Annotated in this window: 17 protein-coding genes and 1 pseudogene; 5 read left to right on the top strand and 13 right to left on the bottom strand. The window is 64.9% G+C overall.

All coding sequences use genetic code 11. The features are described from left to right. The first annotated feature begins 26 nt into the window (after nt 1-26). Nucleotides 27-1181 (top strand): acetylornithine deacetylase, encoded by a 1155-nt coding sequence (argE, locus tag AVHM3334_RS08675; protein ID WP_284411414.1) that lies wholly within the window; start codon nt 27-29, stop codon nt 1179-1181. Between the two features lie 22 nt (nt 1182-1203). On the opposite strand, the gene AVHM3334_RS08670 is transcribed toward argE, so the two are convergent. After that, nucleotides 1204-2346, bottom strand: coding sequence for an ABC transporter substrate-binding protein (locus AVHM3334_RS08670; protein WP_284411412.1), 1143 nt, complete (start codon nt 2344-2346; stop codon nt 1204-1206). Between the two features lie 96 nt (nt 2347-2442). On the opposite strand from AVHM3334_RS08670, the gene AVHM3334_RS08665 reads away from it, so the two are divergent. Beyond that, nucleotides 2443-4539 (top strand): molybdopterin-containing oxidoreductase family protein, encoded by a 2097-nt coding sequence (locus tag AVHM3334_RS08665; RefSeq protein ID WP_284411411.1) that lies wholly within the window; start codon nt 2443-2445, stop codon nt 4537-4539. 236 nt (nt 4540-4775) lie between these two features. On the opposite strand, the gene AVHM3334_RS08660 is transcribed toward AVHM3334_RS08665, so the two are convergent. Then, complete coding sequence (locus tag AVHM3334_RS08660) at nt 4776-5429, bottom strand: DUF4276 family protein (protein ID WP_284411409.1); 654 nt, start codon at nt 5427-5429, stop codon at nt 4776-4778. Continuing rightward, the gene (locus AVHM3334_RS08655; RefSeq protein ID WP_284411631.1) at nt 5426-6526 is read right to left on the bottom strand and encodes an AAA family ATPase; all 1101 of its coding nucleotides are present in this window, start codon (nt 6524-6526) and stop codon (nt 5426-5428) included. Before AVHM3334_RS08655 ends, AVHM3334_RS08660 begins: the two co-directional genes overlap by 4 nt. A 458-nt stretch (nt 6527-6984) precedes the next feature. On the opposite strand from AVHM3334_RS08655, the gene AVHM3334_RS08650 reads away from it, so the two are divergent. Both AVHM3334_RS08650 and AVHM3334_RS08645 read left to right on the top strand, forming a co-directional pair. Next, on the top strand, nt 6985-7422 hold the full coding sequence (locus AVHM3334_RS08650) for an Hsp20/alpha crystallin family protein (protein WP_284411407.1): 438 nt from the start codon (nt 6985-6987) through the stop codon (nt 7420-7422). A 36-nt stretch (nt 7423-7458) separates the two neighbouring features. Further along, nucleotides 7459-7920 (top strand): Hsp20/alpha crystallin family protein, encoded by a 462-nt coding sequence (locus AVHM3334_RS08645; RefSeq protein WP_284411405.1) that lies wholly within the window; start codon nt 7459-7461, stop codon nt 7918-7920. A 169-nt stretch (nt 7921-8089) separates the two neighbouring features. Here the strand turns inward: AVHM3334_RS08645 and AVHM3334_RS08640 are convergent, their stop codons facing one another. The 5 genes from AVHM3334_RS08640 to AVHM3334_RS08620 all read right to left on the bottom strand — a co-directional run bounded on the left by AVHM3334_RS08640 (nt 8090) and on the right by AVHM3334_RS08620 (nt 13680). Continuing rightward, on the bottom strand, nt 8090-9790 hold the full coding sequence (locus AVHM3334_RS08640; RefSeq protein WP_502869882.1) for an MFS transporter: 1701 nt from the start codon (nt 9788-9790) through the stop codon (nt 8090-8092). Next, a complete protein-coding gene (locus AVHM3334_RS08635; protein WP_284411401.1) occupies nt 9723-10187 on the bottom strand; it encodes a DoxX family protein in 465 nt (154 codons plus the stop codon). The genes AVHM3334_RS08640 and AVHM3334_RS08635 overlap by 68 nt, the downstream gene beginning before the upstream one ends. 17 nt (nt 10188-10204) lie before the next feature. Beyond that, nucleotides 10205-12097: an amidohydrolase gene (locus tag AVHM3334_RS08630; RefSeq protein WP_284411629.1), complete on the bottom strand. Its 1893-nt coding sequence runs from the start codon at nt 12095-12097 to the stop codon at nt 10205-10207. 56 nt (nt 12098-12153) lie between these two features. Continuing rightward, nucleotides 12154-12849 carry a hydrolase gene (locus AVHM3334_RS08625; RefSeq protein ID WP_284411399.1) on the bottom strand — a complete coding sequence of 232 codons (696 nt, stop codon included), beginning with the start codon at nt 12847-12849 and terminating at the stop codon, nt 12154-12156. A 102-nt stretch (nt 12850-12951) separates the two neighbouring features. Beyond that, the gene (locus AVHM3334_RS08620; protein WP_284411398.1) at nt 12952-13680 is read right to left on the bottom strand and encodes a pirin family protein; all 729 of its coding nucleotides are present in this window, start codon (nt 13678-13680) and stop codon (nt 12952-12954) included. A 186-nt stretch (nt 13681-13866) separates the two neighbouring features. Between AVHM3334_RS08620 and AVHM3334_RS08615 the strand changes: the two genes are divergently transcribed. Next, the gene (locus AVHM3334_RS08615) at nt 13867-14769 is read left to right on the top strand and encodes a LysR family transcriptional regulator (protein WP_284411397.1); all 903 of its coding nucleotides are present in this window, start codon (nt 13867-13869) and stop codon (nt 14767-14769) included. A gap of 130 nt (nt 14770-14899) precedes the next feature. Here the strand turns inward: AVHM3334_RS08615 and AVHM3334_RS08610 are convergent, their stop codons facing one another. The 5 genes and pseudogenes from AVHM3334_RS08610 to AVHM3334_RS08590 form a co-directional block, all read right to left on the bottom strand. Next, entirely contained in the window at nt 14900-15514 is a 615-nt protein-coding gene (locus tag AVHM3334_RS08610; RefSeq protein ID WP_284411395.1) for a chorismate--pyruvate lyase family protein, read from the bottom strand. A gap of 48 nt (nt 15515-15562) precedes the next feature. Then, nucleotides 15563-16819 carry an FAD-dependent monooxygenase gene (locus AVHM3334_RS08605; RefSeq protein ID WP_284411394.1) on the bottom strand — a complete coding sequence of 419 codons (1257 nt, stop codon included), beginning with the start codon at nt 16817-16819 and terminating at the stop codon, nt 15563-15565. 259 nt (nt 16820-17078) lie between these two features. Beyond that, nucleotides 17079-17762, bottom strand: coding sequence for a type 1 glutamine amidotransferase domain-containing protein (locus AVHM3334_RS08600; protein ID WP_284411392.1), 684 nt, complete (start codon nt 17760-17762; stop codon nt 17079-17081). 184 nt (nt 17763-17946) lie between these two features. Further along, nucleotides 17947-19110 carry an iron-containing alcohol dehydrogenase gene (locus tag AVHM3334_RS08595; protein ID WP_284411390.1) on the bottom strand — a complete coding sequence of 388 codons (1164 nt, stop codon included), beginning with the start codon at nt 19108-19110 and terminating at the stop codon, nt 17947-17949. A gap of 230 nt (nt 19111-19340) precedes the next feature. Next, nucleotides 19341-19514 (bottom strand): annotated as a pseudogene (locus AVHM3334_RS08590) (integrase core domain-containing protein); the annotation flags it as partial. Nucleotides 19515-19640: the final 126 nt, after the last annotated feature.

Genomic DNA, 19640 nt, shown 5'->3' with positions numbered 1-19640 from the left:
ACGACCGGGAATCGGAAACTCCACCCATGATCTCTGACCACGCCCTCTCGCTCGCTCAAACCCTGGTCCGCATGAACACGGTCAGCCACAACCCCAATCTGGCGCTGATCGACTTCGCGCAGCAGGAACTGGCCCGCTTCGGGGTGAAGTGCCGGGTGACTTACAACGCAAGCAAGACCAAGGCCAATCTGTTCGCGACGCTGGGAGAGGGCAAGCCCGCAGGCATCATCCTCTCCGGCCACACCGACACCGTGCCATGGGACGGCCAGGACTGGACGTTCGATCCGCTGGGCGCCACCGTGCAGGACGGCCGCCTCTACGGCCGTGGCAGCGCCGACATGAAGGCGTTCATCGCCATCGCGCTGGCGCACGCCGAAGCCTTCCTCAATAGCGATGCCCCCTTCGCCATTCACTATGCTTTCAGCTATGACGAAGAAGTGGGCTGCTTCGGCGTGAAGGAACTCATCGCCGACATGAAAGACGCCGGCATCCGCCCGGTGGCCTGCATCGTGGGCGAGCCCACCAGCATGGTGCCGGCCATCGCGCACAAGGGCGTGTACCGCTACAAATGCTGCGTGCGCGGCAAGGAGGCGCACTCCTCGCTCACGCCGCATTCGGTGAACGCCATCGAGATGGCGGCCCGCGTGGTGGGTCGCGTGCGCGACATGGCCGAAGGCTTCGAGCGGGACGAGCCGCGCTTCGAAGGCTTCGATGTGCCGTTTTCCACCGCCAGCGTGGGCCAGTTCCACGGCGGCATTGCCGACAACGTGGTGCCGCGCGACGCCGAGTTCCGCTACGAATTCCGCGATCTGCCCACGGCCGACGCCGCGCGCATGCAGGCCGAGGTGCGCGACTATGCCAAGTCGCTCGAACCCGCCATGCAGAAAGTCGCGCCGAACACCGGCATCACCTTCGAGACGATCTGCGAGATTCCGAGCTTTCTGGGCAACCGGGACGACCCCGTGACGCGGCTCGCGCAGCGCCTGGCCGGCGAGCAGGGCACCACGCTGGTGGCCTTCGGCACCGAAGCGGGCCTGTTCAAGAATGCCGGCATTCCCACCGTGGTGTGCGGGCCGGGCAGCATCCAGCAGGCGCACCAGCCCGACGAATACGTCGCGCTGGATCAACTGGCCCGCTGCGAGGCCTTCATGCAGGGGCTGGCGGCAACGCGCCAGCTTTAGTCATTCCCCAGAGCGCGCCGGGTCAGACGCGCACGCGGCCGTCGCCGGTCAGCATCGACATTTCCACGAACCGCGAGGCAGCATGGTTGGCTGGGCCGAAGGCCACCTGAAAGCCCGACATCTGGTGCGCGCCGAGGCCCTCCAGCGCCGATACCAGCGATTCGCGCGTGGGCCGGGCGCCGGCCTGGCGCAGCCCCTCGGCGAACACGCGCGCGGCGACATAGCCTTCCAGGCTGGAATAATTGGCCTGGACCTTGTTGCCGCCTTTCTTGATGGCGTCCTGGAACTCCCGCGTGAGCGGGCGCGCGGACTGGTAGGGCGAAGGCATCACCTGCGACACCACCACGCCCGCGCCATCGGCCTTGAGCTCGTCCATCAACGCCTGCGTTCCCACGAACGACAGGTTGTAGAACGTGCCGCCGTAGCCCGCCTTGCGCGCCGCGCGCACGAAGGCAGCGCTGGCGGCATACGTGCCGACCTGCACGATGGCCTCGGGCTTGGCCGCGATCAGCGTTCGCACGGCCGCATCCACATCCACCGAATTGCGCTCCACGATGGCCTGGGCCACCGGCTTGAGCTGGTGGGCACCGAGGGCCAGCACGGCGCCTTCCAGGCCGGCCTTGCCAAAGGCATCGTTTTGGTAGAACACGCCGATCTTGCTCAGGCCCAGATAGGTGAGCTTGTTCACGATGGCGGCCGTCTCATCGTTGTACGAGGCCCGCACATGGAACACCAGCTTGTTCAAGGGCTGCCGCAGCGCCTCGGCGCCAGTGAACGGCGCGAAGAACGGCACTTTCGCCTGCGTCAGCAGCGGCAGCGCCGCCAGGCTGGTGGGCGTGCCCACGTAACCGAAGAGCGAAAAAACGTCATCGGCGATGAACTTGCGTGTGTTGGCCGCGCAACGGTCGGGCTCGTAGCCGTCGTCCAGCGTGCGCAGCTCCACCGTGCGCCGGCCAGAGCCGCCCTGGGCATTCCACTGCTCGAAGTACAGCTGCGCGCCCTGGTGGAATTGCACCCCGAGCTGCGCGGAAGGGCCGCTGAACGGTGCGGACTGGCCCAGCACGAGGGGAGTGTCTGCCTGCGCGCGCGCCAGCCCGAAACCGCCGAGCGCTACCGCGCCCAGCCCAATGGAAAAACGTCGGCGCCCCAACGCAAGTTGCTTCATGGTGAAATCCCCTCTTAGATCCAAAAAAACGTCGATGTCTCGGGATTACGACCCCCGCCATCGCGGCTGCGGCGAGTGTAAGTTAGTAGAAACCCTATGTCCACGACTGAAAAAACCCCCGATTCCGAGCCGGTCACGCAAGTTCGGGGGGCTTGTCCCCACGATTGCCCGGACACCTGCGCCCTGCTGACCACCGTGGACAAGGGCGTCGCCACGCGGGTGCAGGGCAATCCCGCGCATGGGCACACCGGCGGAGTGCTGTGCGCCAAGGTGTCGCGCTACGCCGAACGCACCAACCACCCCGAGCGCCTGTTGCAACCCCTCAAGCGGGTGGGGCCGAAGGGTCCGGGCGCGCAGTTCGTGCCCGTGGACTGGGACGACGCACTGGCCGACATCGCCGCGCGCCTTAGCGGTATCGCCGCCCGCGACCCGCAGGCCGTCCTGCCCTACAGCTACGCGGGCACCATGGGTCTGGTGCAGGGCGAGAGCATGGACCGGCGCTTTTTCAACCGCCTGGGCGCCTCGCACCTGGGCCGCACGATCTGCTCCACGGCGGGTGGCGAGGGCCTCAACTACACGCTGGGCGGCAAGCTGGGCATGAAGGTGGAGTTCTTCACCGAGTCGCGCCTCATCATCATCTGGGGCAGCAACTCCATCGGCAGCAACCTGCACTTCTGGCGCTACGCACAGCAAGCCAAGCGGGACGGCGCCCGGCTGGTGTGCATCGACCCGCGCAAGACCGAGACCGCTGAAAAGTGCCACGAACACCTGCAGCTGCGCCCCGGCACCGATGCGGCGCTGGCCCTGGCGCTCATGCACGAGCTGATCGCGAACGACTGGCTCGATCACGACTACATCGCGCGGTACACCGTGGGCTGGGACGCGCTGCGCGAAAGCGCCCTGCAGTGGCCGCCCGAGCGCGCGGCCGAGGTCTGCGGACTGCCCGTGGAGCAGATCCGCCAATTGGCGCGCGACTACGGCACCACGCGGCCTGCCGCCATCCGGCTGAACTACGGCATGCAGCGCGTGCGCGGCGGCGGCAACGCCACGCGCGCCGTGGCGTGCCTGCCCGCGCTCACCGGCGCGTGGCGCCACCGCGCGGGCGGCCTGCTGCTCTCCAGCTCCGGCCACTACCCCGTGCAGCGCGCCGTGCTGCAACGCCCCGACCTGCACACCGGCCAGGTGCCGCGCACCATCAACATGGTGACCATCGGCGACGACCTGCTGCGCGAATCCTCCACCACCTTCGGCCCGAAGATCGAAGCGGTGGTGGTCTATAACAGCAACCCCGTAGCCGTGGCGCCCGATTCCGCGCAGGTGGCGAAGGGCTTCGCGCGCGACGACCTCTTCACGGTGGTGCTGGAGCACTTTCGCACCGACACGGCCGACTACGCCGACTACCTGCTGCCCGCCACCACCCAGCTCGAACACTGGGACGTGCACCTGTCCTACGGCCATACCGACGTGCTGCTCAACCGTCCGGCCATCGAGCCCTTGGGCGAGTCGCGCTCCAACACGCGCATCTTTCGCGATCTGGCCGCGCGCATGGGCTACACCGACCCCTGCTTTGCCGACGACGACGAAGCCATGTGCCGCCAGGCCTTCGGCGACCGGATCGATTTCGCCCAGCTGCTGGAGATCGGCTTCGCCCCCCTGCCCCTGCCAGACGCGCCGTTTGCCGAAGGCGGCTTCCATACGCCGTCGGGCAAGTGCGAGTTCTACAGCGAACGCCTGGCCTCGCAAGGACTGGCGCCCGTGCCCGTGCACGTGCCCAACCACGAACTGCCGCAGCCCGGCGGCCGCTACCCGCTGGCCATGATCTCGCCGCCCGCGCGCAACTTTCTCAATTCCACCTTCGTGAACGTGCAAAGCCTGCGCAACATCGAAACGCAGCCGGTGCTGGAGATCCACCCCGACGACGCCACCCCGCGCGGCATCGCCGACGGCAGCCTGGTGCGCGTGTTCAACGACCGCGGCAGCTACGAATGCCACGCCGCCGTGAACGACCGTGCCCGCCCCGGCGTGGTCAACGGGCTCGGCATCTGGTGGCGCAAGTTCGGCGTGAACGGCACCAACGTGAACGAGCTGACCAGCCAGGCGCTGACCGACATCGGCGCGGCCCCGACGTTCTACGACTGCGTGGTGGAGGTGGAAGCCAGCGGGGCTCACACGACTGCCGGGGCATCCACCTGAGATACCGAGCATGGCGGCGGCAGGAACATTGAGTTGGATTCAATAGCTGCCAGCGCATGACCAAAAAAAACGCTGACAGCCACTCTCATCAAACTCTCAACACGGTTTCCGTCACGCGCTGCCTGGCGTGGTAGCTGCGGGCCCGGTCTTCCAGCGCAATGCGCGGCTCCCGCCGAAGACTTCGGTTTTTTCCGATTCAGGTGAGTTCTGGTTTTTGGTGGTGTGCCATAAGGGATTCAAGGAATGGCTTCCACAGCCAGCAGCCAGGCGTGGAAATGCGGGCATGCCTGCCGCAGAGCGGTCAACCCAATGTCGCAGGCGATCAGTGGGCCGTGAAAAGGTTTCTCGTATTCGGGCATGACAGCCAGGATGCGCTTGGACGGGGCGGTGTGCGGGCCATCGTTCACGTCTTCGGGCGAGCCGGCCTGCGCCACCGCCCGGGCCAACGTGGCTGGCACTCCGGCATTGCTCGTCCATTGAGAGAACTGAGCAGGCTGGGTGAAAAGCAGGGCTTCGTATTCATGCACCATCAGGTTGGGCAGGAAGTTGGGCTCGGCAATGTCTTGCTGGAGCTGAGCCTCCAGATACTGCGCCTTGGCGCTGCCTCTGGCACGGGAAGGGTACGCAGGCGCTGCCTTGCCCGGAAAGTCGGTGGGCAGCGCATACAGGTCGAACAGGGTCGTGACCCAGGCGTCTGCGTCTTGCCTGCACAGCCGCACGATTTGCGGCTTGACCTTGGCATAGCTCACCACGCCGCCTTTGTACCCCGGGCTGGTGCTGACGATGATGGGGGTGAAGAACCGGCCCAGGCGGGCATAGTGCGGCACCAGCAGATTGCTCACGAAGGCCTCTTCGGTTTGGCCCTCCACCACCACGTAGATGCGGCTCATCGCTGCGGCCTTCCGCCCAGGATGTTTTTCTTCCACAACTCGCCCAGGGTGTAGTCCTGCAGCCATTCGCCCAACGATTCGGCGCTGGGCCGGGTGAAGCTGGATGCGCCGCCCTTCTTGTCCACCACGATGAGATCCTCGGCATCGAACTCATTGACCAACTCCACCGACTGGGTGGAGACGATGATTTGGTGCTGCTGCGCGGTGGACTTCATCATGGCCCCGAGCATCGTGATGGCGAAGGGATGCAGGCCCAGCTCAGGCTCGTCGATCAGGATGGTGGCAGGCATGAATTCCTCGGGCTGCAGCAGCACAGTGGTCAAGCAGATGAAGCGCAGGGTGCCGTCCGATAAAGCGCTGGCGGTAAATGGCACGTCGTGCCCGGCCTCGGTCCATTCGAGCTGGATTTTTTCTGGATTGCCCGCATAGGGGCGAAAGAGAAAGTCACCAAAGAACGGTGCCACCAGCTGGATCGACTTGACGATGCGCTGGTAGTGGCTCGCGTGCTGATCTTTCAGGTGCTGGAGGAACGCCGCAAGGTTGCGGGCGTCTTCGCGCAAATATTGGTAGTCGCCTGCGCCATGCACCTGCTTGACCATGGCGCTGATGCTGGTGTCATGGAAGTGGTAGACACGCCAGCTGCGCATGGCAGGGACGGTGTAATCCCAGATATACCCCTTGCCCTGCCCATCTTTGAACCGCGTTTCAAAATGGCCTGACTCAGGTTGCCATTCACCACGCATGTTCCACCACAGCGCTTCATGGGCAAACATCATGCGGTTGTCCTGGGTGGGTTTAAGCCGAAAGCGATAGCCGTTGTTGCCGAAGTACAGCTCTGCACTGAGTACTTCGGTGGTCTTGCGACCAAAATGCAGCATCGCATCGGGTCCGCCAGCGTCGCCCACAAACACCTGGAGCTGCTCATCCAGAATGCGTCCGATGAGTTTGAAAAACCCAATGAAGTTGGACTTGCCTGCACCATTGGCCCCGATGAGCACGTTGATCGACCCCAAGGGAAGATCGCACTCGGCAATCGACTTGTAGCCGTTTAAAACCAGCCTGGAGAGCTGGTTGGGGTTAGTGACATGTTTTGCCATCATCAAAATCTCATAGTTCTTGTGGGCCAGCCTGCGTCAGCGCCCACTGGACGGCAACTATCTTACGGACGTCGGTCTGCAGACAGGCATTCCTCTACGGCGACCATTGATCGCTTTCATTGTCCAGGCCGACCTTCAGGTCGTCGGCTCAGGCACCGAACTCTTGCACCATCTCATCGGCCGGGGCTATGACTTGAGACAGTGAACTGCGAAAGGCAGAACAACGCAGCTTCAACCTGATGGGAATCCAGGTCCACGCGGCCATCGTCCCGCGTAGCGTGGTGATTATGGTTCTTTCAACAGGGTTGAGCGCTGCAACCTGCAGGCTCTCATTTTTTGCACGGTTCCCCTTGAAAACCTGAAACCCGCTGCTAGTTCAGACACCGGAAGCGCCGGAGCTTCGCCGGCGTTCCGTTCTTTTTTTCCATCAACGACACGTCATCCATGGAGGTTTCGCCATGTACCGATCCCTGTTTCCGCGCGACATGTTCGCCGAGATGGATCGCCTGCAGCGCGAGATGCAGCAGGCCTTCGATCTGTCGCCCACCATCCGCGGCTTCGCCCGCAACGGGTTTCCCGCCCTGAACGTCGGCGGGACGCCCCAGTCCATCGAGGTGTATGCCTTCGCCCCCGGCGTCGATCCGGCCACGCTGGAAGTGCATCTGGAGCGCGGCCTGCTGAGCATCGCCGGTGAGCGCAAGAGCGCCATCGCCGAGGCCGATGCCAAGGCCACGGCGCACATCAACGAGCGCTTCGACGGCAAGTTCCGCCGCGTGATCACGCTGCCGGACGACGCCGACCCGGACGCCGTCAACGCCCAGTTGCGGGACGGCGTGCTGCACATCACCGTGCAGCGGCGGGCCTCGGCACAACCGCGGCGCATCACGATCCAGTAACCCGGAGGTTTTCCACAGAAGACAGGAGAAACAGCCATGCGCAACGATATCCAGACTTCGAACAGCAACGGCAACAGCAGCAACAACAGCCACGTCGCCCGCAACGCCCAGCCCGGCACCGCCCGCCAGCAGAGCCCGGCGGCGCAGGACCGCTCCCGCTACGCCGACGCGGCCCTCACGCCGCCGGTCGATGTGATCGAGGACTCGGGCGGCATCACGCTCTATGCGGACCTGCCGGGCGTTGGCCGCGACAAGCTCAACCTGCAGGTGGAGGCGGAGACGCTGACGATCGAGGCCGAATCCGACCTGACCGTGCCCGAGGGCCTGACCTCCAGCCACACGGAAGTGGGCCTGGCCCGGTTCCGCCGCGTATTCACCCTGAGCAAGGAGCTGGACACCGAACGGGTGTCGGCCGAACTCACGAACGGGGTGCTGAAACTGCGCATTCCCAAGGCACAGCATGCGCAGCCTCGGCGCATCGAGGTTCAGTTGGCGTAACGGATCGTCGGTGGGGCGCGAAAGCGCTCGAACCCGCCAGCGGGCACAGCGCAGGTTTGCTATTATTTATATAGCAATACTCCCTAGTGAATATTGCGCTGAAGCCCTTTTTTGCTTGAAGTCGGCACACGAGAGAAGCGCCACCGCCCAAGCATCGCGGCCGCAAGCATCAACCCGCAGGGGCTGGCGGCGCGGCGACGCTCTGCGCATCCAGCGCCAGGTAGTGGTGCACCACGGGCCGGCCCGGGCCCACGTGATAGCGCAGCGCATCGGCCTGCAGGTCGGCATCGGCCCTGGAAACACGCCCGTGCTGGCGCAGGTGCTCGGCCCACGATTCGACCAGGAACCACTCGATCACGCGGCCCGGCTCGGCCGTGTGCTCGGCCACGCCCCAGGCGTAGGCGCCATCGCGGCGGCGCTCCCGCGCCACGTGCTGCATGGCCTGCAGGAAAGCGGGCAGATCGGGCTGGCGGATCTGGTACTCGATCTGCACCATCACCGGGCCGCGGTCGTGCGCGACGGGTTCTGCCAGCAAAGGCTCGGGCCAGTGGTTGGACGGCTGCAGGTCGGCTTCGCCGGTGGGCAGCTTGACGCGGTGAAAGAGCACGGCCGCCAGCACCAGGCCGCCCGCACCGACCAGCAGCGTGGCCGGCAGGCCGGCCTGCCCCGCGACCAGGCCCCAGCCCAGGCTGCCGGCCGCCATGGCGCCGTTGAACACCATGAGGTAGATCGCCAAGCCCCGCCCGCGCACCCAGTTGGGCAGCACGGCCTGGGCCACGCCATTCAGCGTAGTGAGCGCGATGATCCAGCCCAGGCCCAGCACCAGCATGAGCGCCACCGCAGCTTCGCGGGGCGGTGCCAGGGTGAGCACGCCCATCACGCCGGCCGTGAGCAGCGAGGCCAGCAGCACGAGGCCGTCGGCGTCGAACCGCTTGCGCAGGCGCGGCAGCAGGACCGCGCCCAGGATGGCCCCCGCGCCGACCGCGCCCAGCATCACGCCGTAGAAGCCCGCCGTGCCGCCCAGCATGCGCCGCGCCACCAGCGGCAGCAGCGCCCAGACCGAGCTGGCGAAGAGAAAGAACACCGCCGCGCGCAGCAGCACCACATGCAGTTCGCGGCTGGCGCGGGCGTAGCGCAGGCCGGCGCGAAAGGCGCCGAAAAACTGCTCGTTCAGCCCCGTCGATTCGGCCTTGGGCCGCTTCCACCAGAGCAGCGCCGCGATCACGAAGGCATAGCTCAACACATCCAGCCCATAGGCCGCCGCCGCGCCGAAGCTGGCCAGCAGCAGGCCGCCGGCCGCGGGGCCGATGGCCCGCGCGATGTTGATGCCCAGCGAGTTCAGCGCCACCGCGCTTTTCAGCTCGCTGCGCGGCACCAGCTCGGGCACGATGGACTGCCACGTGGGCCCCATGAGCGCCGCGCCGATGCCGCCCACGAAGGTGAGCGCGATGAGCGATTCCACGGTGAGCGTGTTCGTGCGGGCCATCACCAGCAGCGTGCCGCTCACGCAGGCCAGCAGGATCTGCACGGCGATCAGAAAGCGCCGGCGGTCCAGGATGTCCGACAGCACGCCCGCTGGAATGGCAAGCAGAAAGATCGGCAGCGTGGCCGCCGTCTGCACCAGCGCGACGGCGGCGGGGCTGGACGACAGCTCGGTCACCATCCACGAACTGGCCACGTCGCGCATGAAGCTGCCGATGTTGCCCATCACGGTGGCGGCCCACAGCACCGCGAACAGGGGAAGGCGCAGCGGGGCGAAGCTGCCCGAAGGCGCGGACGCCGGCACGGATGCAGATGCGGATTCAGGTCCGGATGCCGCGCCAGCGGGCGGTGTGGACGAAGAAGACGTTGAATGATGGCCATGCGGCATGGTGGCCTCCCAGGTCGTGCCAGGCGACGAGCAGCATGCCACCCACCAGGCCCCAATGTTCGAAGAATGCGTTGGCGCTGCGCTGCCGCTCGGCGGGCGCCGCCTGCCAGAAACGGTCGGCCAGAAAGGCCGCCAGCACGGTGAAGCCCGCGAGTGCCAGGGCGCCCAGCCAGCGGTACCAGCCCGAGACGATCAGCACCGACGCGCCCAGTTGCAGCGCGATGGTGGCAGCCGCCACGGGTGCGGCGGGCGCCAGGCCGAAGCCGCGCATCTCGGCCACCGCGCCCGCGAAATCGCGCGCCTTGTCGATGCCGCCCTGCAGGTAGGCCGCGCACAGGCACAGCAGCGCGAGCGACTGCACCCAGGGCGCGGTGAAGGCGCGGCGCAGCGCGTCCATGGCATCCGCCAACACGGTCACACCGCCCAGCAGGCGCAGCCCAGGGCGCCCCAGAAGCCTTTCAGGTCGGCGATGGGCAATTGGCTGCTCCATGCCGTGGCGTGCTGGTGGCCGTGCACGTTGCAGTCGTTGGCGCAGGCGCACGCGGCGGCGGCACGGCGCACCACGGCTTGCAGCGGCGCGCCCTCCTGCGTGCCCCAGCCGGCGTAACCGCCGAAGGTACGCACGGGCGACCAGTCGGGCATGGCGGGCGGTGGTGCGGCGTCGTCGAAACGGGCGAATTCGCCCACGCCATAGACCACCTTGCCGCCCACCACCGTGAGCAGCGCCGTGGTGTCGGCGATGTCCGATTCGGGGCAGCCGAAGAAGTCGCGGTCGGGCACGGTCAGGTCGGCCAGCTGGCCCGCCTGGATGCGGCCCTTCTTGCCCTCTTCGTTGCTGAACCAGGTGACGTTCTCGGTCCACAGGCGCAGTGCCGCCTCGCGGTCCAGGCAGTTGCGCTGCGGGGTGATCTGCAGGCCACCCACCGTCTTGCCGGTGATGAGCCACGACAGCGATACCCACGGGTTGTAGCTGGCGACCCGCGTGGCGTCGGTGCCGGCGGACACCTTCACGCCCTTTTCCAGCATGCGCTTGACGGGCGGCGTGGCCTCGGCCGCTCCGGCGCCGTAGCGCTCGACGAAATACTCGCCCTGGTAGGCCATGCGGTGCTGCACGGCGACGCCGCCGCCCAAAGCGGCGATGCGGTCGATGGATTTTTCGGAGATGGTTTCGGCATGGTCGAAGAACCAGTTCAGGCCGGCAAGGGGCGTGTCGTCGCGGTTCACCGTCTCGAACACGTCGAGCGCGCGCTCGATGGTCTCGTCGTACGTGGCGTGCATGCGCCAGGGCCAGCGGTTTTGCGCCAGGATGCGCACCACGCCTTCCAGGTCGTCTTCCATCTCGGGCGCCATGTCGGGGCGCGGCTGGCGGAAGTCTTCGAAATCGGCCGCCGAGAACACCAGCATCTCGCCCGCGCCGTTGTGGCGAAAGTAATCGGTGCCCTGCTTGTACTGCGACGTGGCCGTCCAGTTCAGGAAGTCTTCCTTTTCCTGCTTGGGCTTTTGCGTGAACAGGTTGTAGGCCAGGCGAATGGTGAGCTGGTCGGCATCGGCAAGCTCCTGGATCACCTGGTAGTCGTCGGGGTAGCTTTGAAAGCCCCCGCCTGCGTCGATCGCGCCCGTCACGCCCAGGCGGTTCAGCTCGCGCATGAAGTGGCGCGTGGAGTTGACCTGGTATTCGTGCGGCAGCTTGGGCCCCTTGGCCAGCGTGGCGTAGAGGATGGCCGCATTGGGCTTGGCCAGCAGCAGCCCCGTGGGATTGCCGGCGCTGTCGCGCACGATTTCGCCGCCCGGCGGAGCGGGCGTGTCGCGCCCGTAGCCCACGGCGCGCAGCGCGGCGGCGTTGAGCAGTGCACGGTCGTACAGGTGCAGGATGAAGACGGGCGTGTCCGGTGCCGCGGCGTTCAGCTCGGCAATGGTCGGCAGCCGCTTTTCAGCGAACTGGTGCTCGGTGAAACCGCCCACCACGCGCACCCACTGCGGCGCGGGCGTGATGGCGACCTGGCGCCTGAGCATGCCCATGGCATCTGCCAGGCTCTTCACGCCGTCCCATCGCAGCTCCATGTTGAAGTTGAGCCCGCCCCGGATGATGTGCAGGTGGTTGTCGATCAGCCCCGGCAGCGCGCTGCGGCCGTTCAAATCGATGCGCCGCGTGCCCGGCCCGGCCAGCGCCAGCACCTCGCGGTCGGTGCCCACCTGAATGAAGCGACCGTTGGCAATGGCCACCGCGCTGGCCGTGGGATTGGCGCGGTCCAGCGTGGTGAAGCGGCCGTTGTGCAGGATCAGGTCAGGGGCAGTGGGCGAGGTCATGGACGGATTCATGGGCAGGTTCCTTGGGGGATCGGCAACGCGAAGGGAGCGTTCTTTCAACCCTCGTGGGCGTTGAACATGGCTTTGGCGTAGGTGATGCCCAGACCATAGCCGCCGCCGAACTTCCTGGCGATGCCCGTCGTCATGTCGTACGTTTCCGTGCGCGCCCAGTCGCGTTGCAGCTCCAGCAGGTATTGCAGCGACGTGATGGGGCGGGCACCGGCCTGCACCATGCGCTCCATGGCGCGGTGGTGCGCTTCGGCGGAGATGTCGCCGCTGGCATCGGCGATCACGTACACCTCGAAGCCCTGGTCGAGCGCCGACAGCGCCGGGCCCACGATGCACACGCTGGTCCACAGGCCGGCCAGCACGATGCGCGGCTTGCCGATCTCGTTGATGCGGCGGATCACGGCCTCGTCTTCCCAGGTGTTCATCGATGTGCGGTCCAGCAGCGCCTGGCCGGGAAACGGTGCGGTCACTTCGTCGAACATCGGGCCGCTGAAGCTCTTTTCCGCCACGGTGGTCAGGATCGTCGACACCCCGAAGCCGGCCGCCGCACTGGCCACCAGACCGGCGTTGGAGCGCAGCGTGATCGCATCGATGGAGTGCGTGGCAAACGCCATCTGGGACTGGAAGTCGATCATCACCAGCGTGTGGTCGTGCGGATTGAGCAGCATGGCGCCGGGGGTGGCGGTGGCGACCGGCTTGGCGGTGTTCCTGGCGTTGGCTTGGGTGGTGGTTGCAGCGGTCATGGTGAAGCTCCGGAATGTCGGTGGAATGAAGAAAAAAGGCGGGAGGCCGAAGAAACGAGAAAGGCTGGAAGGGGCGGCGGCAGGGCCGCCCCTCATCACACATCAGTGCGGCATGGCGGGCAGTTCGTTGGGGCGCAGGTCGAACACCAGCACTTCGGCGTCGTCGCCTTTGGCAAAGCGCAGGGCACCACCGGCATTGCGGATGCGGGCGCCGTCGCCTTCGTCCAGCAGTTCGCCGTTCACTTCCACACTGCCGCGGGCCACGTGCACATACACGTTGCGGCCGGGGCCCACATCGAGTTCGGCGGTTTCGTTGCCGTTGAACAGGCCCGCATAGACCCGGGCGTCCTGGTGCACGGCCAGAGAACCATCGGTGCCTTCCGGCGAGATGATCTGGCGCAGCCGGCCGCGCTTTTCAGCCTCGCTGAAATGCACCTGCTGGTAGCGGGGCGCCGCGCCGACCACGCCGGGCACGATCCAGATCTGCAGAAAATGCACCGGCTCCTCGGCAGAGTGGTTGAACTCGCTGTGGCGCACACCGGTGCCGGCGCTCATCATCTGCACATCGCCGGGGCGGATGACCGAGCCGGTCCCCATCGAATCCTTGTGCTCCAGCGCGCCCTCCAGCACGTAGGAAAAGATTTCCATGTCGCGGTGGGGATGCTCGCCGAAGCCCTTGCCCGGAGCCACGCGGTCGTCGTTGATGACCAAGAGGTCCGAGAAACCTTGCTGCTTGACGTCGCGGTAGTGGCCGAACGAGAAGGTGTGGCGCGAATGCAGCCAGCCGTGGTTGGCGTTGCCGCGTTGGTGGGCTTTGCGGATATCGAGCATGGTGCGTTTCCTTTCGGGGTCTTCGATGAAATTCACACTGTGGGCTTCTCGCTGAAATCTCCTTGATTTCATTGGGCTTCAGTGCTGCGGTGAAGAAAGTATCCCGCAGCAGGCAGGGCCTCAGGTTGAAAGGTTTCGCCATTCATCATCGATAATTTCGATGATTCAATCCATCGCCCGCAAGCCATGCTGAAACTCACCCTCGAAGCCATCGAACTGGTGGACGCCATCGCCCGCCACGGCTCCTTCGCCGGCGCCTCGGAGCGGCTGCACAAGGTGCCCTCCACCATTTCGTACGCCATCGGCAAGTTGGAAGAGCAACTGGGCATCGCCCTCTTCACGCGCAACGGCCCGCGCGTGGCGCTCACGCCCGCAGGCCAGGAGATGCTCAAGGAAGGCCGCTGGCTGCTCACCGCCGCGCACCAGCTGGAATCGCGCATGCGGCAGATCGCCACCGGGTTCGAGTCGGAGCTGCGGCTGGTGCACGACTCGCTCATCCCCACCAGCGCCTTCAATCAGGACATCTGCGCCTTCGAAGACCTGCACTGCGGCACGCGCTTGCGCATCGGCTGCGAGGCGCTCACCGGAACGTGGGAGGCACTGCGCGAAGGCCGCGCGGACATCGTCGTGGCTGCAGGCGAAGGGCCGCCGGGCGGCGGCTACAAGGCGGCGGCGGTGGGCAGCCTGGCCTTCGCGTTCTGCGTGACGGCCACTCACCCGCTGGCGCAATTGCAGCGCCCGCTGACCCGCGCCGACCTGCTGGACCACACGGCGGTGGTGGTAGGCGACGGCGCGCGCTCGCTCACCGACCGCACGGTGGGCCTGCAATCGGGCCAGCGCCGCATCACCGTGCCATCGATGCAGGCCAAGATCGCCTGCCAGGCCGCAGGCCTGGGCCACGGCTTTCTGCCGCGCGCGTGCATTAGCGTGGAACTGGAAACGGGCGTGCTGGTGGAGCTGCCGGTAGAGGAATCCCGGCCCGACGAAACCTTCTGGCTCGCGTGGAAGCCCGACCACATGGGGGAGGCGCTCAAATGGTGGCGCCAGCGGCTGGACCGGCCGCTGCTGCCGGGCATCCTGCCGCTGTAGGGCAGAAAGCGCTGTTCGTTACCGGCGTTCGCGAGACCGGTCCTCCCATGGATGTGCTACCCCTTTGATCGCCTCCAGCGGTGCGACGGCCGCGCGGGCCTTGTTTTTCCGAAACAGGGCGGTCTACAGATCAGATGGGCCCCGTCTCCGCACTATCCTGCAGCGTGCTACTCGGCAGGAGCGCCACCGTGCGCCAGAACCCTTGCAGAAAACACTCGCTGACCAGCAAGGGGGTTTGGCGGCGAACGAATGCGGAGCGTCGCGCGAACAGCGATTCGCTATCAGTGTCAAAGCGGCGAGAAAGCAGGCTCAGAGGGTCGCCAGGACTGAGCTCCGCGCATTCGAAAGGCATACGGGTGACAGCGTCAGGGCCAAGTCGATGCTGGTGTAGCAGGTCTCCCAAGGGCCGCTGGCCGTAATCCGCCAGTTCCGCCCAGGGCCCTTGAAGCGCGTGGATCCCCGTCACGCTCCGCGCGGCGATGCAGGGCACGCCATTGATCCGCATCAACACTTCGCGTGTCCAAACGGGGGAGCCGGCTGCCAGACGCAGCGCATGCGCATCAAAATGATCTGCCGGTGCAACTCGCTGGTCCACCACCTCCAGCGAATAGTCGCCCAGTGCTTTGACTTTCAATGTGAGCGACCCCGGCGCGAAAAGCCAGGTCAATTTGTCTTCCGGAAAGGCCTGGAGAGGAAAAGACACCCAGTTTGTCGAGAATTTAGCGCTCAGCATTTTTTCATTCATGGTTGCAAATCCAATTTCATCCGTTCGCGCCGATCAAGGCCATCCATCTCATGCATGGGTCAACAATCCGGCACCCTGGTTTTTCGAATCCCACGGCCGGGCCTGATAATCCGGCGTGGCCCATCGGACAGCCTCTTCTGGAGAGAGAACTTCTTCTATTTTTGCAAAAGCGCGTCCGCCGGTTCTTCGGTCAACAATGTCTATTAATTGGTCCGGAATGCCCTGCCGGTCGGTCATCACGATATTCGAAGTCAGGGGACGGCGTTCATTTTCATAAGCCCGGAAAGCCTCTTCCACGCTGTCTTCAGCAAGCCTGACACTCAGGCTGTAAGCGTCCAACAGCGCCTGCCCAGCGCCATTCGAACCCACGGGAGCCATCGGATGGGCGGCGTCGCCGATCAGCGTGATGCATCCGGACTGCCATCGTTCGACCGGATCACGGTCCATCATGGGCATACTGATGATCGGAGCCACCGATTGGCCGATCAGCTCCGGGATATTGATCCAGTCGAATTTTCGGGAGGCAAAGAAATCAACGAGATATTCTTTGTGTTGAAGGGCGGGCGCCTCCGTTTTTTTGTAAATCTCCGAGTCGATTTCAGCGACCCAGTTGATGAGTTGGTCACCTTGGGCATTGACGTTGTTCTTGACGGGGTAGATGACCAGTTTTCCGTGCGAGGGCACGCCGACCCGTGCCATGGTCGCCCCTGTCAGAAAGCAGGGCGCCACCGTCATGCCACGCCACATCTGAACGCCCACCTCCCGCAGTGGAGGCCCCTCGGGAAAGGCTGATCGATACACCCTTGAATGGATGCCATCGGCGCCGATGAGGGCATCACATTCCACTTGGCAAATCGTTTTCTCTCCCGCCGCCGTCAAAAAATTCGCCCGAAGGCAACGACCCTCCTGGGCTGCAGAGATGAATGAATGGCCGGTGAAAAGGAATTGATCCCCCAACCTTTCCTTCGCCACTTCCAATAATGTCTGCTGCAATACTCCCCGATGTACAGATATCTGAGGGTATGGGTGGCCGCCGTATCGCCCCAAGGGCAACGCATGGATTTGTTGCCCTTGCCGGTTGAAAAATGCCATCTCCTGGGTGAGGATGGCCTGATGCGCGATTCTGTCCAATACCCCGAGTTTATGCAGTATTTCTACCGCATAGGACTGGAGATTGATGCCGACACCAAGGGGCTTTATTTTTGGAGCGGCCTCAAACACCTTTGCATTAATACCCTTCAAATGCAGAGCGAGTGCCAAGGTGAGCCCTGATATTCCACCTCCCACAATGACTATATTTTTCATGGCTACTAATTATTTACCCATCAAGAAGAATCTCTTTCCAAGAATTTAAATGATAGCCCCATCATGCGAAAAATTTCCGCGATGATTTCGATTTTTTTTATGCAAGCCAGTAGAACGCCTTATCTACAGACTGCAAATTCAATACATGATTGAAATCAATTTATTTAATATGCAAAAAACATTCCAACAAAACAAAGCCCCCAGGCGGGCATCCGCCTGGGGGCTTTGCGATGGCCTGCGTAAGCAGGTTCGTGTGAACTCAGCCCAACAGCTTCAGCAGCGCATGCGCCGCCGGCTCGGACGATGCGGGGTTCTGCCCCGTCACCAGCAAGCCATCGGTCAGCACGAAGGGCGCCCAGTCGGGGCCTTTGGCGTATTGGCCGCCGCGCTCCTTGAGCATGTCCTCCACCAGGAAGGGCACGACCTTGGTGAGCTGCACGCCCTCTTCCTCGGTGTTGGTGAAGCCGGTCACCTTGCGGCCCTGCACCAGCGGCAGGCCGCCCACGGTCTTGGTGTGGCGCAGCACGCCTGGGGCGTGGCACACCAGGGCCAGCGGCTTGCGGTCCGCGAAGGTGTTTTCGATCAGCGCGATCGACTGGGCATCTTCCGCCAGGTCCCACAGAGGGCCGTGGCCGCCGGGGTAGAACACGGCGTCGAAGTCGTCCGGGTTCATGCCGGACAGCGGAAGCGTGCTGGCGAGGTGCTTTTGCGCCTCGGTGTCGGTCTTGAAGCGGCGCGTGGCGTCGGTCTGCGCATCGGGCTCGTCGCTCTTGGGGTCCAGAGGGGGCTGGCCGCCCTTGGGCGATGCGAGCGTGATCTCGGCGCCGGCGTCCTTGAACACGTAATAGGGCGCGGCGAATTCTTCGAGCCAGAAGCCGGTCTTCTTGCCGGTATCGCCCAACTGGTCGTGGGAGGTGAGGACCATCAGGATTTTCTTTGCCATGGCTGTGCTTTCGTAAAGGGGTCGAAGACGAATGGAGTGGAAGTGGAAGTAGGTCGAGGCTGGCGTGATCGCCGGCGCGCAGTGAAGGCATTTGGGGTCGCGCCCCGCAAAAGAAAGAGACGCGGCCTTCGAAAAAGGTGAGCGAACGTCTCCGACCACCCGCCCTACATCGCGCCAGGCCGCCTCACAGCGCTGCTTCGAGCACGCGGCGGCTGACCTCGGGCGTCACATCGCGGTGCTCGCCCAGCCGCACCATTCCGTGCGCCTCCAGTTGCGCCACCAGCGTGTCCACGCTTTCCGCGCCCACCCCGTAGGCCGACAGGCGGGTGGGGATACCCATGCGCTCGAAGAAGTCGCGCGTGGCGGCGATGGCGGCATCGATGCGCTCATCCTCGGTGCCCGAACGAATCCCCCAGACGCGCTCGCCGTACTGCAGCAGCTTGGCCCGCTTGGGGCCCCGCTGCGCCTGCAGCAGCGATGGCAGCACCACGGCCAGCGTGCGCGCATGGTCGATGCCGTGCAGCGCGGTGAGTTCGTGGCCGATCATGTGCGTGGCCCAGTCCTGCGGCACGCCGGCGCCGATCAGGCCGTTGAGCGCGAGCGTGGCGGTCCACATCAGGTTCGCGCGGTCGTCATATACCGGCTCGGGCGCGGCCAGAATGCGCGGGCCCACGTCGATCAGCGTTTGCAGAATGCCTTCGGCGAAGCGGTCCTGCACGGCGCCGTCCACGGGGTAGGTGAGGTACTGCTCCACCGTGTGCACGAAGGCATCGACCACGCCATTGGCCAGTTGCTGCGGCGGCAGGGTGTAGGTCTTGGTGGGGTCCAGCACCGAGAACACCGGGTAGGTGTGCGAGCTGCCGAACGCCAGCTTGGCGCCCTTGGCGCGGTGCGTGATCACGCCGCCGTTGTTCATTTCGGAACCCGTGGCGGGCAAGGTCAGCACCGTGCCGAACGGCAGCGCACGGGCGATATTGCTGCCGCGCTTTTCCAGAATGGTCCACGGGTCGCCCGCCTCGAACGGCACGGCCGCGGCGATGAACTTCACCGCGTCGATCACCGAGCCACCACCCACCGCGAGCAGAAAATCGAACCCGCCCTCACGAATCTGCGCCACGGCGTTCATCGACGTCTCGTAGCTCGGATTGGGCTCGATGCCCGCGAACGTGGCGTGCTGGCGCGCACCCAGCGCCGCCCGCACCTCGGCCAGCGTGCCGGTCTTCTCGGCACTGGCACCGCCCACCAGGATCAAGACCTTGGCCTGCGCCGGGGCCAGCCGATCCAGGTCGGCGATGCGGCCTTTTCCGAAAGCGATGTGGGTGGGGTTGTGGAAGTCGAAATTCAGCATGGGAAGTTTTCTCCGGGTGGGGTTGATATAGGGCCGCAGTTCATCGCGCATCGGTGAGAGCCCTGCCGTTGCGGCCAAAGGCGATCCACGGGCAGTCCGTGACAGATCTTCCTACACGGCGATAGAGGAGAGGTAGGGACGAAAGCCAGGTTGTAAAGCCGTAGCCTGCGCTTGGGTTCATCGCCATCTTTGAGGGCGGGAACACGCTCCGATGGATCGCCACACGCTACCTAACTGTCGAGTTGCAATAGGTTATACCCGGCAAGTCGGGAAGCTGGAGGTCTGTAGCCCAAGGCCGAGTGGGGCCTTCTGGCGTTGTAGTAGCTCAGGAACGCAGGCAACCATGTTGTGCGTTCCTTGCTGTTAGCCCATACGCGCCCATAGGCCCACTCGCGCAAACAGGTCTAGTGTCCCGTCCCGTTATTTTCTGGCATTAATCGTGCATGCCATTGAGGTATGTTGGAACCGGAGATACCGCGATGAGAATGGGCAGACCGAAGGTCGAGTTGGCGCTCTCTGACGAGGAGCGA

This window comes from Acidovorax sp. SUPP3334 (assembly GCF_030159055.1).
Taxonomy (GTDB): domain Bacteria; phylum Pseudomonadota; class Gammaproteobacteria; order Burkholderiales; family Burkholderiaceae_C; genus Paracidovorax.
Note: the sequence above shows the minus strand (reverse complement) of the source record. Positions and strands in the feature narration are given on the sequence as shown.

Coding starts and splice junctions, on each gene's coding strand:
- argE (WP_284411414.1), top strand. CDS start 27: ATGATCTCTGACCACGCCCTCTCGCTCGCTCAAACCCTGGTCCGCATG.
- AVHM3334_RS08670 (WP_284411412.1), bottom strand. CDS start 2,346: ATGAAGCAACTTGCGTTGGGGCGCCGACGTTTTTCCATTGGGCTGGGC.
- AVHM3334_RS08665 (WP_284411411.1), top strand. CDS start 2,443: ATGTCCACGACTGAAAAAACCCCCGATTCCGAGCCGGTCACGCAAGTT.
- AVHM3334_RS08660 (WP_284411409.1), bottom strand. CDS start 5,429: ATGAGCCGCATCTACGTGGTGGTGGAGGGCCAAACCGAAGAGGCCTTC.
- AVHM3334_RS08655 (WP_284411631.1), bottom strand. CDS start 6,526: ATGGCAAAACATGTCACTAACCCCAACCAGCTCTCCAGGCTGGTTTTA.
- AVHM3334_RS08650 (WP_284411407.1), top strand. CDS start 6,985: ATGTACCGATCCCTGTTTCCGCGCGACATGTTCGCCGAGATGGATCGC.
- AVHM3334_RS08645 (WP_284411405.1), top strand. CDS start 7,459: ATGCGCAACGATATCCAGACTTCGAACAGCAACGGCAACAGCAGCAAC.
- AVHM3334_RS08640 (WP_502869882.1), bottom strand. CDS start 9,790: ATGCCGCATGGCCATCATTCAACGTCTTCTTCGTCCACACCGCCCGCT.
- AVHM3334_RS08635 (WP_284411401.1), bottom strand. CDS start 10,187: ATGGACGCGCTGCGCCGCGCCTTCACCGCGCCCTGGGTGCAGTCGCTC.
- AVHM3334_RS08630 (WP_284411629.1), bottom strand. CDS start 12,097: ATGACCTCGCCCACTGCCCCTGACCTGATCCTGCACAACGGCCGCTTC.
- AVHM3334_RS08625 (WP_284411399.1), bottom strand. CDS start 12,849: ATGACCGCTGCAACCACCACCCAAGCCAACGCCAGGAACACCGCCAAG.
- AVHM3334_RS08620 (WP_284411398.1), bottom strand. CDS start 13,680: ATGCTCGATATCCGCAAAGCCCACCAACGCGGCAACGCCAACCACGGC.
- AVHM3334_RS08615 (WP_284411397.1), top strand. CDS start 13,867: ATGCTGAAACTCACCCTCGAAGCCATCGAACTGGTGGACGCCATCGCC.
- AVHM3334_RS08610 (WP_284411395.1), bottom strand. CDS start 15,514: ATGAATGAAAAAATGCTGAGCGCTAAATTCTCGACAAACTGGGTGTCT.
- AVHM3334_RS08605 (WP_284411394.1), bottom strand. CDS start 16,819: ATGAAAAATATAGTCATTGTGGGAGGTGGAATATCAGGGCTCACCTTG.
- AVHM3334_RS08600 (WP_284411392.1), bottom strand. CDS start 17,762: ATGGCAAAGAAAATCCTGATGGTCCTCACCTCCCACGACCAGTTGGGC.
- AVHM3334_RS08595 (WP_284411390.1), bottom strand. CDS start 19,110: ATGCTGAATTTCGACTTCCACAACCCCACCCACATCGCTTTCGGAAAA.